Origin of the sequence: Kitasatospora sp. MAP12-44 (genome assembly GCF_029892095.1) — a bacterium.
GTDB lineage: Bacteria > Actinomycetota > Actinomycetes > Streptomycetales > Streptomycetaceae > Kitasatospora.
The window spans coordinates 402,476-418,241 of the sequence record NZ_JARZAE010000004.1 but is presented as its reverse complement, the minus strand read 5'-3'; the positions used below and the strand labels follow the sequence as shown (position 1 = coordinate 418,241).

The window sequence follows — 15,766 nt, the reverse complement described above, 5'->3', positions numbered from 1 at the left end:
CGTCCGACGGCCAGGGGGGCCCTCGCATGAACACCGGCACTACTGGCACCACCAGCACCACGGGCACCACTTCGCGGGGACTGCGGCTGGCCCTGCGGGTCTACCCCGCCGCCTACCGCGCCGAGTGCGGTGAGGAGATCACCGCCGTCCACACGGACGCCACCGCGGGCGCCGGCCGACTGGCCACCGCCCGCGAGACCGCCGGCGTCGCCGCGTACGGCCTGCGGGTCCGCACCGGCCTCACCGCGAGCGGCACCGCCGGACGCCTGCTCGCCACCACAGCCCCACTGGCCGCCGCCATGGCACTGGGCCAACAGCTGCCCGTCCTGTGGCACCTCCCGCAGAGCTGGCAGACGGCCCTGCCCACGGCCGAGTCGCCCACCAACCTCCGCCCCGAGGTGGTCGCTTCGGCCTTCCCGGGCGCGCTCTGGCTGCTGGTCGTGGCGGCCCTGCTGCTCCGCAGGTGGACCACCGCCCGGACCCTGGCCGCCCTGGCCGCGCTGGCTGCCATCGCCCAGTGGTTCGTCCAGGAGCAGGTGACGGGGACGTTGATGCCGGGCATGCCGCCGGACTACCTCCTCCTGATCATGTCGGCCGGAGAGGGCGTCCTGTGGTCCCTGCTGGTCTTCGCCGCACCAGGCGACCTGCTGGACAGCACGATCGCACGCCGACCGCGGGCCGCCGTCCCGCCCGCCCTGATACTGGGCGCGAGCCTCCTGCTGCCCGACGTGGGCCGGCTCGCCATAACTCCCGCGACCGTAGTGGCGGTGTTCGGGGCCGGCATCCCGCTGGCCCTGCTCTCGCTCGCATCCCTGCACCGGGGCCGGCTGCTGCCCGCCGCGGCCGGCCTGGTCGCCCTCCCGCTGGCCCTCAACCTCGGCCTCCCCTACTACGCGTTCTTCTCCTGGTACAGCGACCAGTTCGGCAACCTCGGCCTGCTCGCCGACTACCTCCTCGCCGTCACCCTGGTCACCCTGCTGACAGCAGCCGCCGTCCGGGTCCTCAGGCCCACCCCTGAAGCCCCAAGCCTCCTCGTCGCGGAGTAGCCCCACCCGACAAGAGCTTGAGTCCGTGCGTACGGGATGCGTCAAGATCTCCGGCAGTGGCAACCAGCTGGGCTGGAACAACTGTCAATCTCATGGAGATCACTGATACATCGTCGGGGAGCTCTGGCAGCAGGTCCTGCCGGACTCGGGGCGCGGCATCGTCGCAGGACGACGTCCCGCAGGCACACCGTCTGCGCCCGCGTCCGACCGACCATCACCTGAGGGAACGTTCGTGACACAGCTGCTCATTGAAGAGAACTTCCAGCACCTCGACGGCCAGGACCTGGTGTCGCTGATCGAGGCTCTCGCCGAGCTCGGCCTCAACGCCGAGCCCACCCAGCCCCGCACGGTGACCCGAGGCGACGACTGGGCGCTCGTCCTGCACTGGCTCAGGGACGACATCGGGCAGATCACCGAGGATGCCGTGGCGGCGGCGCTCGTCACGGCCGTGACCGAGGTGCTGGGCCAGGTGCACTCGGTCGGGGCCGGTGGGACCAGCGTGCGGGGCCGCGCAGTGCCGCTGCGCATCGATATCCGCGGACGCGCCGGGGAGCTGATCAAGTCCATCGCGATGCCGGGTGTCGAGGCGCACCCGGCGGCCGCGCCGTGGTGGCGCGGGCGGCACACCGCGGCCGCCGACGGCGTGCCGCGCCTGCTCCCGTCGGTTCCCGCGACTGAGGGGTAGCGGAGCCCGCCCAGTGTGGGGGACGGCAAATTTTACTTTTCAACCTTAATATCGATGCCATGCGCCCGGTTTGATCTACGAATCGGAGGTGTGCGAGGCTGTCTCTGGCACGCCGTTACCGCCAGGTAACTCACCGTGCCAGTCTTGCGCGGACGCCTGCGGGGGAGCAGCGGGCGTCGCGCGCCACAGCCGGAGACCGCACACGGGGGCACTGCGTGCGAGCCGTCCGGCCGGCGGCCCCGGTGCTCACCGGACGGGCCGTCCATCCGACCTGGAAAGCGTGGAGTGCGATGCGAAATCGTGGTGTCGATGTGGCGAGCTTGCGCAGCGAGCTCGAAGACCTCTGGGAGCGACGGGACGAGGTCTCGCTGGAGTCCGCCGAGGCGGTGGCCGCCGTCGACGTGGCGATCGACCTGCTGGACACCGGTCGCGTGCGGGTGGCCGAGCTGGTGGACGGTCAGGTCGTGGTGCACGAGTGGCTGAAGAACGCGATCCTCCTGCTCTACAAGCAGGCATCGCCGCAGATCTCGCAGTTCGGCCCCTTCCAGTGCGCCGACAAGATCCCGCTGAAGGCCCGGATCGACGGCTCCGGGGTCCAGGTGTCGCCGGGTGCGGTGATCCGGCGGGGCAGCTACCAGGAGCCCGGCGTCGTGGTGATGCCGAGTCACCTCGGCATCGGCTCGTACGTCGGCGAGGGCACCCTGGTGGACTCCTGGGTCGGCATCGGCTCGTGCGCCCAGATCGGCCGGAACGTCCACCTGTCCGGTGGGGTCGGGCTGGGCGGCATGATCGAGCCTCCCATGGCCAAACCGGTGGTGATCGAGGACGACGCCTTCATCGGCGCCCGTTCGATGGTCTACAGCGGGGCCCGGGTCGGCGAGGGCGCGCTGCTGGGCGCCGGAGCCCTGCTGACCGACACGATTCCGGTGATCGACGCGGCCACCGGCGAGGAGCTCAGCCGCGGTGAGGTGCCGCCGTGGACGGTTGCCGTCCCCGCCAGCCGTCCGCGCGAGTTCGACGGCGGAACCTTCGGCCTGCCCTGCCTGCTGGTGATCAAGCACCTCAAGAAGGGCGAGCGGCACGACAAGGCCAAGCTCAACGACGCGGTGCGCAGCAACCCGCCGGTCATTCTCTGACTGACCTGACCCTGGGCGCCGCCCGTCCCCCCGTCTCCTGACGACTTCCCAAGGAACCCTCACCATGCCCGCGCCTGCCACCGGCATCATCCCGCTGCTGGCCCGTCACCCCGAACTCGGGGAGCTGCGGTCCCGCCTGACGGCCTTTCTGGACACCCATCTGCCCGCGCCGGTCCGCGAGGACGACCCCCGGCCCGACTGGCTCGCCCTGCGGGCTGCCGCCTCGGCCGCCGGGCTCACCGGCATCGACGTCGCCTTCCCTGACGTTCCGGACGAGGGGCCGGGCGTCACCGGGCGGGTGGCCCAGGGCATGGCCATGTTCCTCGCCGGGCAACGCGATTGCGACGCCCGCGAGCTCTTCAGTACCGGACACGCCGCCATGCCGCTGCGCTACGGCTCGCCCGCTCTCGCCCGTCACACCCGCGAACAGGTCGTCACGGCAGGCAAGTTGGTGGGCGTCGCGGCCAGCGAGCCGCACTCGGGATCGGACCTGCGGGGCTTTCGCACCGTCCTGGTCGACCACGGCGACCACTTCACGCTGTCGGGCTCCAAGGGCCTGCTCAGTAGGGTCGAAGAGGCCTACGGCTTCGTCGTCTTCTGCAAACTCGTCGACCGGCAGGACGTCGGCCGGGTCGACCTGCGGACCGTACCGCTCTCCGCGGTCTGGGTCCCGATGGACGCCACGGGCGTGCTCACCGAGACCACCGATCCGCTGGGCATGCGCGGCTGGAGCTTCGGCCATCTGCACTTCGTCGACACCCGGTTGGACAAGGACTTCCTTCTCGGCGAACCCGGCGACGGCCGCCGGATCTTCGACGCGCACTTCTCCGCCTGGCGGTTGATGATGTCCCTGGTCTGCCTCGGCGCCGCCGCGGCAGCGATCCAGGAGTCCGCGGCCCGCACCCGCAGCCGCACCGTCGGGCGGATGCCGCTGGCCGGCATCCCCTCCGTCGTCGCCCGACTGGGCACCGCCGCCGCCGAGGTCGAGGCCGCCACGGCCTGGTGCTTCGCACTCCTGGAGCGCATCGACCAGGGCGAGAGCGACATCGCCGCCTGCTCGGCCGCCAAGGCACTGGCCACCGACGCCGCCTACCGCGCCGTCGACCTCGCCCTCCAACTGCACGGCAGCGAGGGCTACACCCGGCAGACCCCGATGGAGAAGCGACTGCGCGACATCCGGGGGCTGCGCATCGCCGACGGCCCCAACGACACGCTCTACAGCGTGCTGGCCCACTCCCTGCTGATCGAGCAGCAGCGGGCCGAGGACGCCCAACTCCTCGCCCATCACTGAACCGAGGCACCAAGGAACCGCACATGCCAGCCACTGCGCCCACCCGCACCGAAGTCACCGAAGTCACCGAAATCCTGGAGGTGTTGGGAGCCGCGCCCGACCGGGAGGTACTGCTCCACCACGGACGGGCCACCACCGCCGGGGAGCTTCGCGACCTCACCCACCGCCTGGCGCGGGCCCTGCGCGCCCAGGGCATCGACCGCCACCACACCGTCACGCTGCTGAGCGCCAACCTGCCGGAGGTCATCGCCGCACGCTACGCCGCCAACCTGGTCGGCTGCCGGGTCAACCAGCTCTACGGCAAGCTGCCGGCCCAGACGCAGGCCGTCATGGTCCGCGATGTCGAGACGCACGCGCTGATCGTCGATCCCCACCATGCGGGCCGGGCCGCCGAAATCACCGAGACGGCCCCCGTCGGGGCCGTCCTGGTTCTCGGCCCCAGCGCGGTGGGGACCGACCTGCTGGCGCTGGCCGCCGCCCAGCCGGCCGACCCGTTCCCGAGCCGGGCCCGGTCGACGGACGTACGGACCATCCGCCACTCCGGCGGCACCACCGGCCACTCCAAGGGGATATGCATCGGCTACGGGCAGGTCCGCCGGTTCGGCCCCGACCTGGACGGTGACCCGTCGCACCCGCCGCGGCTGCTGGTCTGCACCACCCTCGCCCACGCTGCCGGACAGCTGACCGACAAGGTGCTGCGGGCCGGCGGCAGTGCGGTCCTGCTGGACGACTTCGACGCGGGCACCGTCCTGGCGGCGATCGAACAAGAACGCATCACCGACGTGTTCCTGATGCCGCCGCTGCTCTACCAGTTGCTGGATCACCCACGGTCCGAGCACACCGACACCAGCAGCCTGCGCCGCCTCACCTATGGCGGCTGCCAGGCATCACCGGCCCGGCTCACCGACGCGATCCGGCGTTTCGGCCCGGTGCTGGTGCAGCTCTACGGGCAGCACGAGGCAGGCATCGTCAGCGTCCTCGACGCCGCTGACCACGATCCGAGCCGCCCCGAACGGCTGCGTTCGGTCGGCCGGATCGCGCCCGGCTACCGGGTGGCGATCCGCGACGAGTCGGGCCGGGACCTGCCGGCCGGTGCGCGCGGCGAGCTCTGCGTCAGCTCGGACAGCCTGATGCTGGGCTACTGGAAGCAGCCTGAGCTGACCGCCGAGGTCCTCAAGGACGGCTGGCTGCGGACCGGCGACCTCGGCTACCTGGACGACGAGGGCTACCTCTACATCGTCGACCGGCTGAAGGACCTGATCAACACCGGTGGCGGCCATGTGTACACCTCCGAGGTCGAGGACCTGCTCAACTCCCACCCCGAGGTCCGCCAGAGCGCGGTCTTCGGCGTCCCCGACGGCAACCAGGTGGAACGCGTCCACGCCGTCGTCGTGCCCGCCCCGGGCGCACGGCCCGACGAGGACGAGCTCCGCAGCCTGGTCCGCACCCGGCGAGGCCCCCTCCACGAACCGGCGCACATCGCCTTCCTCCCCGCACTCCCGCTCACCGACGCCGGCAAACCCGACAAGAAACTCCTCCGCCGGCAAGCAGCCACCCGGTAGCAGCTCCCATGGGCGACTCGCCAATGGAGTTGTCTCCTGGGGGCCGTGATGGTCTGGATCGCGGGTGGAGCTCGCCGAGTCGTGCATGGTCGTGCCGGCGGCCGGGGTGACGACTGGCGGAGCCTCCCTCGCCCACCTCGACCTGGCCCTCTCCCTGGTCCACGACCACAGCCCGGCACTCGCCGAGCTCACCGCCGGCTATCTGGTCGTGGACTCCCTTCCCAGCCAAGCGAGTTACGCGATCCCTGCCCACCTGGCCCGGACCGATCCGCTCGTCGGCGCCCTCGAACGCCACCTACGGGACCGTCTCGACCGCCCGTTCTGCCTCGCCGACGCGGCCAGCGCGCTCGGCGTCAGCAAGCGCACCCTCCAGCGCACGGTACAGCGGGCGCTCGGCATTCCACCGGTCCGCTTCGCCCAACGGATCCGGCTCGACCACGCGGTACACCTGTTGCGCACCACCGACCTCTCGGTGGAGGTGGTCGCCGCCACGTCGGTTACGAGAACGGCATCACGCTCACCACACTGATAAACAACCGCCTCGGCACCACGCCGGGGCTCCTGCGGGGCCGACCCGCAGGGGTTGGCGGGCCACCATGAGCACCCCGTCGCGCGGACTTTGAGCTCGACGCTGATGGCGGCGGGTGGAGGCGGCAGCTGGGTGATGGATGCGCGGGCGCCGAGAAACAGTCACCCCGCTGCGGATCCCGCACTCTGCAAGCCCGGGGCGCAAGTCCTGCGACGGGTCGGCCGCCACAGACGATCCGCTCGTGCATGCGGACAGGGCGGCGATGGGGTGGTGGGCGTTGGTGATGACCAGCAGGTCGTTGTCACAGGTGAGTTGCGCGATGGTGGCAAGCTCGTCGGGTGAGGACCATGCCGGTCGGGTTGTCCTGGGTGTTGAGCAACAGGAGGCAAGTGCGCGGGGTGATCGCGGCGCGCAGCGCTGGAAGGACGGCGGACGGAGCGTCAGGGGACTCGGGTGGCGCCGGTCATGGCGATGCAGGCCGCGTAGGAGTCGTAGAACGGCTCGAAGGCGGTCACCTCCTCGCCGCGTTCGAGGAGGGCGGCGGCGCGATCCTCGGTGGTGACCGGGAGCTCGATGTCGGGGTCATAGCTGAGGCCGTAGAAGCGCTGCGGGTGCTCGGGCCGTGGTGGCCCAGGGCTGAGACCATCCTGTCCAGTCCATCCAGCCTGCGGTTGAGCAGCGGCCGCCCACCCATGTGCACTCCATCCATCTGATTTCAGAGCCGTCGCCCCAGTTGTGGATGGCTGAGGCGATGCCTACTGCTGGCTTCATCCCATGCACTCGCTGGCGGGTCGCGCGCTATTCGCCATGTCCGAAGCGTTGCGTCAGCTGACAAGCTGTCGGAACCTCTCGAACAATGTCCTGAACTCGGAGGGCTGAGGGCTGCCTTCTGGTCCCTCGCCAGTGGGCTGGTCATTGACGGGCTGTGATGCCATTTTTTCCTCGTTGACCAGCGCCCGAAGATCTTCGTCGTCCAGCGCGAGTACGAATCCCCTCGAGGCCAAAGCCACGTCTCGGCAGCGCGCGATGAATAGTGGCTTATCCTGGAGCGAGCGGCAGAGGATGAGGCCGACTTGCCCTCGCAAATGGGAGAATCGCCCGGTGATCTGATCGAGTTCTGGATTTCCGAGGTCCGCCTTGTAGTTCTTGCACTCGACGAATACGTAGGAGCACTGATGGCGTTGCCGCTGAAGCCATCCGAAGAATCCCGAGTCGGCCATGTTTGTATAGGTAATGTCGACTCGCTTTCGCCCTTGATCGATTGGGAACTCGATAACAGGCTGGGATAGCGCTGGATAGAACAGGGCTGAAAGGAGGGACTCTACTGCCCTGTGGTACGCAGATGCACCTTCAGGTCCCGGAGGTATGGTCAGCACTTCGTGCAGCAGAGCGTCGAGGTCGATTCTTGGTGTCTGCGTCGCTGCACTGATTTGGTCGTGCGTCAGTGGCTTCGACGGATTCAGGCGCTTGCCCTCTTTGTATGACTGAAATACTTCCGGGCGCGCGAACGAGTGGCTCGCAATTATCTCCTTCCCGCCGCCGTATTCCTGCTCGACATCCTTCTTCTGTACGACCTTCTGGCCATCCTTGAGGGTCTTGACCAGTTTGCTGCCAGGCTTATCCAGCTCCTCGCTCTGCATGGCTGGAGCCAGGTAATTCCGAAAGTACTCCTCCTTGGTGAGGTGCAGGTCGTACCTGACGATGACCTTGGGAACGAGTAGCAGCGGGTTGCCGTCCGCAATAGGAAGGCGCGTAAATGTTCCATCCCATTCCCGACGAAAGGGATCCCAAGCTAGACCACTGTAAACACCCTCCTCCAGTGGGATGCCGTACATGAGTGCGACTGACTGAGTGTAGGTCACGAGCATGCCGCGAATAACATTGGTAGTGAGGTCGGAGACGATATCTTTCCCGACTCCCTCGATGAAGAGCGCAGTGTCTTCGAGATCCTCAAGCATCCCCGTCTTGGCTGCTCGGCTAAGCGTCAGATTATTGCAGAGCTTCTGAATCAGATACGGCCCCAGGCCGCGTCCTCGAGATTTTCCCTTCGAAAGTCCAAAATGAGTCTCGTTCGGCTCTTGGAGTCGAATAAGGAGATTCTTGACTCTGTCCTGATCGTCGTTATTGATAGCGTCAAGAACGCTATCGAAGAATGTGCTCAGCATGTTCAGACACTGTGTCGCCCACTCGTCTGAGAGATTCTTTATGGCGCTCGGGTCGATGTATACCGGAGTGTCCTCGGTGATGTCGATATCGACAAAGTCCAGCGCGGGCTGCGTCCGTCCGAGGTTGTAATACTCCGATACGCGCATGGTTCCCCCAGATGTCTGGCCGGCCGAGCGGTGCCAGCCAACGTCCTACCCAGCCGCCGACCGGCGCATGCCCGTGACGTGGCGCGGGCTAAGCAGCATCCGACCGAACAGGTGCGCTACTGGGGTAGGTCGCCGAAGTGCTGCGGCCTCGCCCCGAGCTCCCAGCCCTCCAGTTGGGAGGCAGGGCTGCGGGGCGGTGGCTGCCAGTCAGGATCGCAGGCGTTCGCACCACCGCTTGAGTTCGTGTAGGTGGGTGTGAACGGCATCGAGGCCACCTGCTGTCCTGCAGTCGGTGGGCCTCGCAACTTGAGTGGGGCTGCGGGGGAGGGCCGGGCGTGGAGACTGGGCCGGCATAGCTGTGGCCGGCGATCCTCTGACTCTGCGAAACCCGCAAGTTGATCACTGGTCAGATGGGCCCTGGTCGTAGTGGGCGGGGACCTTGAGAGCGTATCCGCTGGCCGAAAGACGTGTTACGACCTCACGCACCTCCTGTATGACCTCGAGCACTGGAGTGATAATCTCCCCATCGGCTAGTTGTCGCTCGCACTTGGCTAGAAGGACTGGCCACAGCAGCTGAGCGAGTTCGACTTTGGGGTCACCGAGGCGCATCTTTCCCAGTGGAATCTTGATGTCCTGATGCTTTTCTCGTGCTTCGGAGAGATGCGCTCGAAGCTCCTGCTCCCAGGAGTCTCGTTCCGCACCTCGTTCCTTGCGCTCGGCGATTGTTCTGATCTGAGGCACTAGCTCGTCATCTGTGAAGTTGGCGAGTTCGTACTTATCTTCACCCCAGACGCGCACCCGGACGAGGAAGTCAAGATCCTCTTGTGATATATCAGCTCCCTGCCACTGAACCTCTTCGCGAATGGCATTCTGCAGCTTTCTAGTTTCATCTGAACGCCGCGCTTCGGTTGCCCACTTGTTCTCAGCATCCATTGCCACCACAAGCGCCGTAGGGGTGGCGTCCAGCAGCCAGCAGCTCTGCAAGCGTCTCCCGATGCGTGGTGAGATGTTATATCGAGCAATCAGCAAAGGGCTGATCTTCGATCCCTTGGTGCGTTGCACTCTGACGTGCTCTGTCCGGCCGAGACCAAACTCCGCCAATAGCCGAGGTATGTGATAAAGCTCGGTCTCGCCCTCGACCAGCAGCAGAACCCGAGGATGAGGTGACAGGCCAAAGCTGCCGAGTGCTCGCTCCAGTGATTCTGCGTCATCGTGTCGAGCGGAAAGGCGATCGTGAAGAGGTGTCCAAGCGTTCAAGCCTGAAATATCGGGCAATGATGCGAGCTGGCCCGTTGCCGCCAGATCCTCATGGGCTCGCAGGAGGATCTCAGCGGCGATCCGGTGCCACATGCAGTCGAGCGGCACCCCCCTCAGTTCGGACCATCCCGTGTAGCTCGCATGACGCAGCAGAGGAAGCCACGCCTTCAGCGGGTCCCTCATGTGAGCCAAGGTGAGAAGTCGCTCCGCTTGTTCTAGTAGATCAACTTTAGTAAATCCTGCAAGCTGGAGCAGCTCAGATACGTCAGATGATGATCGGAATCGCCATAGATCCTCACTCGATGTGCCAGGTGGGACGCTAGACGTTCCCAGGATTCCGGGTAGATACCGAGGTGCCAGAGCCGCGAGGGCTTGGGCTCTTGATCGCTTTCTTGGCATGCGAGCGTGGTAATTGTGCGCAAATCCTTGTCGAATGAACTCAAGTTCATTAAGTGCATCCGAAAAATCTAGTATCTGCCATTCGGAGTAGGCGAAGCCATTCCACCATTCATGTACGCCCTGATTGTCGGGTCGCTGGTAGGGCCAGGTCGCAGAGTAGCCCTCATTGAGAGGGTCGCGAACTTTCCCCTCCAAGGCTGCTTCAAGCACCCAGCCTCTTGTATTAGTTCCGAGAAATTTGGCATGAGCGAGGATTCTCCGGCCTTCCGATGGAGTATCGCTGACCCGGTAGAGTGGAAGGAGTAGCCGTCTGCTGTGAAGTTCCTGGAGGAGTGTCAGATCGATGTCGTAGCCTCGAAGTGTCGCAGCCTTTATCAGGCCATCAGTATCCAGCAGGTGATCCGCTTGAGTGAACGAGAAGGGGAGGGTTAGCAGGGCGAGCGATGAGCATGGGGAGGCTGCTTCTGCCACTTCTGATGAGGTCATATGGTGAGCCTAAGGGGTGGCTTGGGCGCTTACATTCCCCAGGCGGCGAACGCGGCCCAGTGGAATGGCGAGGCGAAGGGGCGGCCGTCACGCATCCCGCTTGCCGTCGCTCGGGGGAGGCGGCGCAGCCAGGCGCGCGACCAAAGCAGGGCTTCCACCGGGGGACACCGCTCGAGGTTGACCGGCCCGGTGGCCGTGGCGAGCACCGGCATCTCCCGAAGACTGTCGTCCCCATCCTCACCAGCCTGCGGTTCGGCAGTGACCCGGCGCAAGTAGCCTGCTGGCTCCCTTGGGCTTTGCTGTCCTCAGCTTGTCAGCAAATGGGTAGGCGAACAGGTCTTGTCCAGGAAGCCGCCGGACTGGTGTTGCCACAGCTTGGCGTAGGCGCCGTCCGCGGTGAGGAGTTCCTGGTGGGTGCCCTGTTCGAGGATCCGGCCGCGGTCGAGGACGACGAGCCGGTCCATCGTGGCGACGGTGCTCAGCCTGTGCGCCACGACGAGGGCCGTGCGCCCCTCCATGAGTCGCCACAGGGCCTCCTGGACCAGGACCTCGCTCTCGGAGTCCAGGGCGCTGGTCGCCTCGTCCAGCAGCAGGATGGGTGCGTCGCGCAGGATCGCGCGGGCGAGGGCGACCCGTTGGCGCTGTCCGCCGGAGAGTTTGACGCCGCGCTCGCCCACCATGGTGTCGAAGCCGTCCGGCAGCGCGTCGGCGAACTCGGTGACGTGCGCTGCCTCTGCCGCCCGGCGGATCTCGGCGTCGGTGGCGTCCGGCCGGGCGAATGCGATGTTCTCGCGCAGCGTGCGGTGGAACATCGCCGGATCCTGCGGCACGTAGGCGATCTGGCCGCGCAGGTCGGCCTGGCGCAGCCTGCTGATGTCCTGACCCCCGATCAGGATGCGACCGGCGTCGATGTCCGTCATCCGCAGCAGCAGCCGGGTGAGCGTGGTCTTGCCCCCGCCGGACCGGCCGACGAGGCCGATCTTGGCCCCGCTGGGCACGGCCAGGTCGAGGCCCTCGAAGATCGGCTCGGCGCCGGCGTGGGCGAAGGTCACCTGCTCGAAGTGGACGTCGGCGGCCCGCAACCGCAGCGGTTCCGGCGAGGCCGGGTCGCGTACGGTCGGCGGCGTCAGCAGCAGCTCGGTGAACTGCGCGGCCTCCGTCATCGAGCTCTCCAGCCGGCGGTAGATCTGGCTGAACTCGAACATGATCCGCGTCGCGCTGCTGTAGTACGTGAAGGCGACGATCACCGCCTCCACGCCGTGCCGGCCCCCGCCGAGCGTGACCGCGAGCAGCAGGCCCAGTGCGTTCGTCAGCACGGACATCGGCGCGACCAGCGTGTCGATGCGCAGGTTGTTGTAGTCCCAGGAACGCAGCGTCAGTTGGCGCGACCATGCGACGCGGGAGCGGTGCTCGGCGGCCTCGCGCTCCTCGGCCGCGAACGCCCGGACGGTGTCCATGTTCACGAGGCTGTCGGCGACGTGGCCGGCCACCCGGGCGACCGCCTCCTCGCGCTGGTCCACCAGTTGCTGGCGGCGCCGGATCAGGGGCGTCACGCACGCGGCGGTCAGCCCGATCATCGCCAGCAGTCCGACGACGAGCAGCGGTTGGTACTGCCACAGCACCACAGATCCGAACAGCAGGGGCACGAAGTTGGCCACGACTGAGAAAGTCAGCGTGTCCACGAAGTCCTCGAAGCGCGAGGCGAAGCTCAGGACCCGTTTGGTCAGCGATCCGGCGAAGTTGTCGTGGAAGAACGCGGAGTCCTTGGCGAACAGCTCGTCCATCCCGATCACGTACAGGTGCTCGATGCCGCGGGCTTCAAGGCGGTTGATGCAGTGCAGGCCGAGGCGCCACAAGGTCTCCGCGACCAGCAGGGAACCGGCGAAGGCCAGTACGTAGGGCAGCATGGTGCCGATACCGACATGGGCATCGGCGGCGATGCGACCGACGAGCTTGGCGACGATCAGTGGCGCGATGTAGGCGATGCCGATGTTGCCCAGCGCGGGCAGCAGCATGGCCGGCAGTGCCAGCCGCGGCGATCGGGCCAACTCCCGTCCGTAGGAGCGAAGTGCGAGGAGCATCGAGGTCCGGCCGGTCGAGCCCTGAGGTGATTCAGACGATCCCATCCCAACCTCGGGTTCTCGTGCGGCGGTATGCGAGGAAGCCAGGAGCCGAAGTCTTCCGCGCGGGCGGCCGAGGAGTCCAAGCGTTTTTCGCCGCGGCCGAGACGCCGCACGGACCGGGCTGGGAATCGTCACTCTTTTGGGTGAGCCGTCGAGCAGATGGATTGCATACGCGTATCCGTACTGGGTGGAGCTCTTCTGACACCGGCTTTGCAGAAACGGCCCGTCCGACTTCTCGGACGGGCCGTTTCGACAAAGCCGAATTCCGGGTCGGCTGAGGTCAGATCAGGCCCTGGGCGAGCATCGCGTCCGCGACCCGCTCGAAGCCGGCGATGTTGGCGCCGGTGACGTAGTCCCCGGGCGCGCCGTAGCGGGCGGCGGTCTCGAAGCAGGTGTTGTGGATGTCGCGCATGATGCCCGCGAGGCGGTCCTCGACCTGGGCGAACGACCAGACGTCGCGTCCGGCGTTCTGCGCCATCTCCAGGCCGCTGGTGGCGACGCCGCCGGCGTTGGCGGCCTTGCCCGGGCCGAACGCGACACCGGCCTCCTGGAAGATGCGCACCGCCTCGGGCGTGGTGGGCATGTTCGCCCCCTCCGAGACGGCCTTGACGCCGTTGCGCACCAGGGTGGCCGCAGCCTCGGCGCCCAGCTCGTTCTGGGTGGCGGAGGGCAGGGCGACGTCGGCGGCGACGTCCCACACGCTGCCGCCGGCGACATAACGGGCGGAGCCGCCGCGGCGCTCGGCGTAGTCGCTGACGCGGCCGCGCTCGACCTCCTTGATCTGCTTGAGCAGAGCGACGTCTATGCCCTTGTCGTCCACGACGTAGCCCTGCGAGTCGGAGGCCGTGATCACGTTCGCGCCCAGCTCCTGGGCCTTCTCGATCGAGTAGATCGCGACGTTGCCGGAGCCGGAGACGACGACCGTCTGGCCGTCCAGGTCCTCGCCGCGCTTCTTCAGCATCTCGGCGGTGAACAGCACGTTGCCGTAGCCGGTGGCCTCCGTCCGGGCCTGCGAGCCGCCCCAGGCCAGGCCCTTGCCGGTCAGCACGCCGGCCTCCCAGCGGTTGGTGATCCGGCGGTACTGGCCGAACATGAAGCCGATCTCGCGGCCGCCGACACCGATGTCACCGGCCGGCACGTCGGTGTGCTCACCCAGGTGCCGATAGAGCTCGGTCATGAACGACTGGCAGAAGCGCATCACTTCGTTGTCGGTGCGGCCGCGCGGGTCGAAGTCGCTGCCGCCCTTGCCGCCGCCGATGTTCAGACCGGTCAAGGCGTTCTTGAAGATCTGCTCGAAGCCGAGGAACTTCACGATGCCGAGGTTCACCGACGGGTGGAAGCGCAGCCCGCCCTTGTACGGGCCGAGCACGCTGTTGAACTCGACCCGGAAGCCGCGGTTGACCTGGACGACGCCTGCGTCGTCCATCCACGGCACCCGGAACATGACCTGCCGCTCCGGCTCGACGATCCGCTCGATCAGCTTGGCCTGCGCGTACTCCGGGCGCGCCGCGAGCACCGGCGCGAGGCTGTCCAGTACCTCGCGCGCCGCCTGGTGGAACTCGGATTCACCGGGATTGCGCCGGCGGATCTCCGCATAGACGGTCTCCACGGAGCTGCTTTCGATGGTGCGTGCCGACATGGGATCGGTTCCTTTCCGGAGGGCCGTGACGGAGCACCGTAGTGTCACATTTTGTTGAAGCTATCTCAATATCCAAGGCAACTCGTCTCATGGGGTGGCCGGTTCGCCGGCCGTGACGTGCAGCAGGACGTACCCGTCCTGGACGGTGACCCGGTGGGTCTGCAACGGCGTCTTGGCCGGCAGGCAGGTCGGCCGCCCGGTGCGCAGGTCGAACGAGGCCGCGTGCAGCGGGCATTCGACGAAGCAGCCCTCCAGCCAGCCGTCGGCGAGCGAGGCGTCCTGGTGGGTGCAGGTGTCGTCGACGGCGTAGACGACACCGTCGGCGTTGAAGAGGGCGACCGGTGCCGGTACACCGTCGGTCACCCGGAGCGCCTCGCCCGGGGGCAGGTCTTCGATCCGGCACACCGTGATCATGGGAACCTCCCGCGTATCGTATGACGCAACACGATTCGTCATTCGCAACATGGTTTCGACCCTCCGGGGCCCTGTCAAGAGGGCATACTGTTGCGTTATGAGCAACAGTCAGACGGAATCCCCGGTTCAGTCCGTTGACCGGGCGGTGACCATCCTGGAGATCCTGGCTCGCCGGGGGGAGACGGGCGTCACCGAGATAGCAACGGAGCTGGGCGTGCACAAGTCGACGGCGTTCCGGCTCGCCGCCGCCCTGGAGATGCGCGGGCTCGTCGAGCAGTCGGGCGAGCGCGGCAAGTACCGCCTGGGCCTGGGTCTGATCCGGCTCGCCGGCGCCGCGACGGTCCGGATGGACCTGTCCCAGCAGAGCCGGCCGATCTGCGAGCGGCTGGCCGTCGAGGTCGCGGAGACGATCAACCTGGCGATCCTGGACGGCGACGCGGCCGTCAACATCGACCAGGTCTTCGGGCCGTCCGCTCTCACCACGCACAACTGGATCGGCCAGCGGACGGCCCTGCACGCCACCTCCAGCGGGAAGGTGCTGCTGGCCCACCTGCCCGGCGAGGTGCTGAGGAGCAGGCTGGCCGCCCCGCTGGAGCGGTTCACGCCGCTCACGGTGACCGACGCCGATGCCCTGCTGGAGCAGTTGGAGCAGGTCCGTACGCAGGGCTTCGCCTGCTGCGTCGAGGAGTTGGAGCCGGGCCTGAACGCGGTCGCGGCCCCGGTCCTCGCGCAGAACGGTCAGGTGGTGGCCGCCATCAGCGCCTCGGGTCCCTCCTTCCGGCTGACCGAGGGCCGGATCCCGGAGGTGGCCGCCGCGGTGCGGTCCGCGGCCGATCAGGTCTCGGCCCGGCTCGGCTACCTCCGCCTGGGGTGAGCGGTGTCCCGCT

12 protein-coding genes and 1 pseudogene are annotated in these 15,766 nt (G+C 67.3%); 7 read left to right on the top strand and 6 right to left on the bottom strand.

The genetic code is table 11. The annotated features are described in order from the left end of the window. The first annotated feature begins 26 nt into the window (after positions 1-26). The 6 genes from P3T34_RS02970 (at position 27) to P3T34_RS02945 (ending at position 6,249) form a co-directional block, all read left to right on the top strand. On the top strand, positions 27-1,046 hold the full coding sequence (locus tag P3T34_RS02970) for a hypothetical protein (protein ID WP_280664383.1): 1,020 nt from the start codon (positions 27-29) through the stop codon (positions 1,044-1,046). A gap of 232 nt (positions 1,047-1,278) precedes the next feature. Beyond that, the gene (locus tag P3T34_RS02965) at positions 1,279-1,731 is read left to right on the top strand and encodes a hypothetical protein (protein WP_280664382.1); all 453 of its coding nucleotides are present in this window, start codon (positions 1,279-1,281) and stop codon (positions 1,729-1,731) included. A gap of 290 nt (positions 1,732-2,021) precedes the next feature. After that, positions 2,022-2,867 (top strand): 2,3,4,5-tetrahydropyridine-2,6-dicarboxylate N-succinyltransferase, encoded by an 846-nt coding sequence (locus P3T34_RS02960; RefSeq protein ID WP_280664381.1) that lies wholly within the window; start codon positions 2,022-2,024, stop codon positions 2,865-2,867. 64 nt (positions 2,868-2,931) lie between these two features. Then, a complete protein-coding gene (locus P3T34_RS02955; protein ID WP_280664380.1) occupies positions 2,932-4,158 on the top strand; it encodes an acyl-CoA dehydrogenase in 1,227 nt (408 codons plus the stop codon). A 23-nt stretch (positions 4,159-4,181) separates the two neighbouring features. Further along, complete coding sequence (locus P3T34_RS02950) at positions 4,182-5,720, top strand: AMP-binding protein (RefSeq protein WP_280664379.1); 1,539 nt, start codon at positions 4,182-4,184, stop codon at positions 5,718-5,720. Positions 5,721-5,784: 64 nt separating this feature from the next. Further along, complete coding sequence (locus P3T34_RS02945) at positions 5,785-6,249, top strand: helix-turn-helix domain-containing protein (RefSeq protein WP_280664378.1); 465 nt, start codon at positions 5,785-5,787, stop codon at positions 6,247-6,249. A gap of 276 nt (positions 6,250-6,525) precedes the next feature. Here P3T34_RS02945 and P3T34_RS02940 read toward each other — a convergent pair. The 6 genes and pseudogenes from P3T34_RS02940 to P3T34_RS02915 all read right to left on the bottom strand — a co-directional run. Next, positions 6,526-6,866, bottom strand: a pseudogene (locus P3T34_RS02940) (aminotransferase class I/II-fold pyridoxal phosphate-dependent enzyme); the annotation flags it as partial. 207 nt (positions 6,867-7,073) lie between these two features. Beyond that, the gene (locus P3T34_RS02935) at positions 7,074-8,561 is read right to left on the bottom strand and encodes a hypothetical protein (protein WP_280664377.1); all 1,488 of its coding nucleotides are present in this window, start codon (positions 8,559-8,561) and stop codon (positions 7,074-7,076) included. Between the two features lie 399 nt (positions 8,562-8,960). Further along, positions 8,961-10,001, bottom strand: coding sequence for a hypothetical protein (locus P3T34_RS02930; protein WP_280664376.1), 1,041 nt, complete (start codon positions 9,999-10,001; stop codon positions 8,961-8,963). Positions 10,002-11,008: 1,007 nt separating this feature from the next. Next, entirely contained in the window at positions 11,009-12,784 is a 1,776-nt protein-coding gene (locus P3T34_RS02925) for an ABC transporter ATP-binding protein (RefSeq protein WP_280664375.1), read from the bottom strand. 322 nt (positions 12,785-13,106) lie between these two features. Further along, on the bottom strand, positions 13,107-14,465 hold the full coding sequence (gdhA, locus tag P3T34_RS02920) for an NADP-specific glutamate dehydrogenase (RefSeq protein ID WP_280664374.1): 1,359 nt from the start codon (positions 14,463-14,465) through the stop codon (positions 13,107-13,109). Between the two features lie 87 nt (positions 14,466-14,552). Further along, entirely contained in the window at positions 14,553-14,879 is a 327-nt protein-coding gene (locus tag P3T34_RS02915; protein WP_280664373.1) for a bifunctional 3-phenylpropionate/cinnamic acid dioxygenase ferredoxin subunit, read from the bottom strand. Positions 14,880-14,976: 97 nt separating this feature from the next. On the opposite strand from P3T34_RS02915, the gene P3T34_RS02910 reads away from it, so the two are divergent. Further along, positions 14,977-15,753, top strand: coding sequence for an IclR family transcriptional regulator (locus P3T34_RS02910; protein ID WP_280664372.1), 777 nt, complete (start codon positions 14,977-14,979; stop codon positions 15,751-15,753). Positions 15,754-15,766 lie beyond the last annotated feature (13 nt).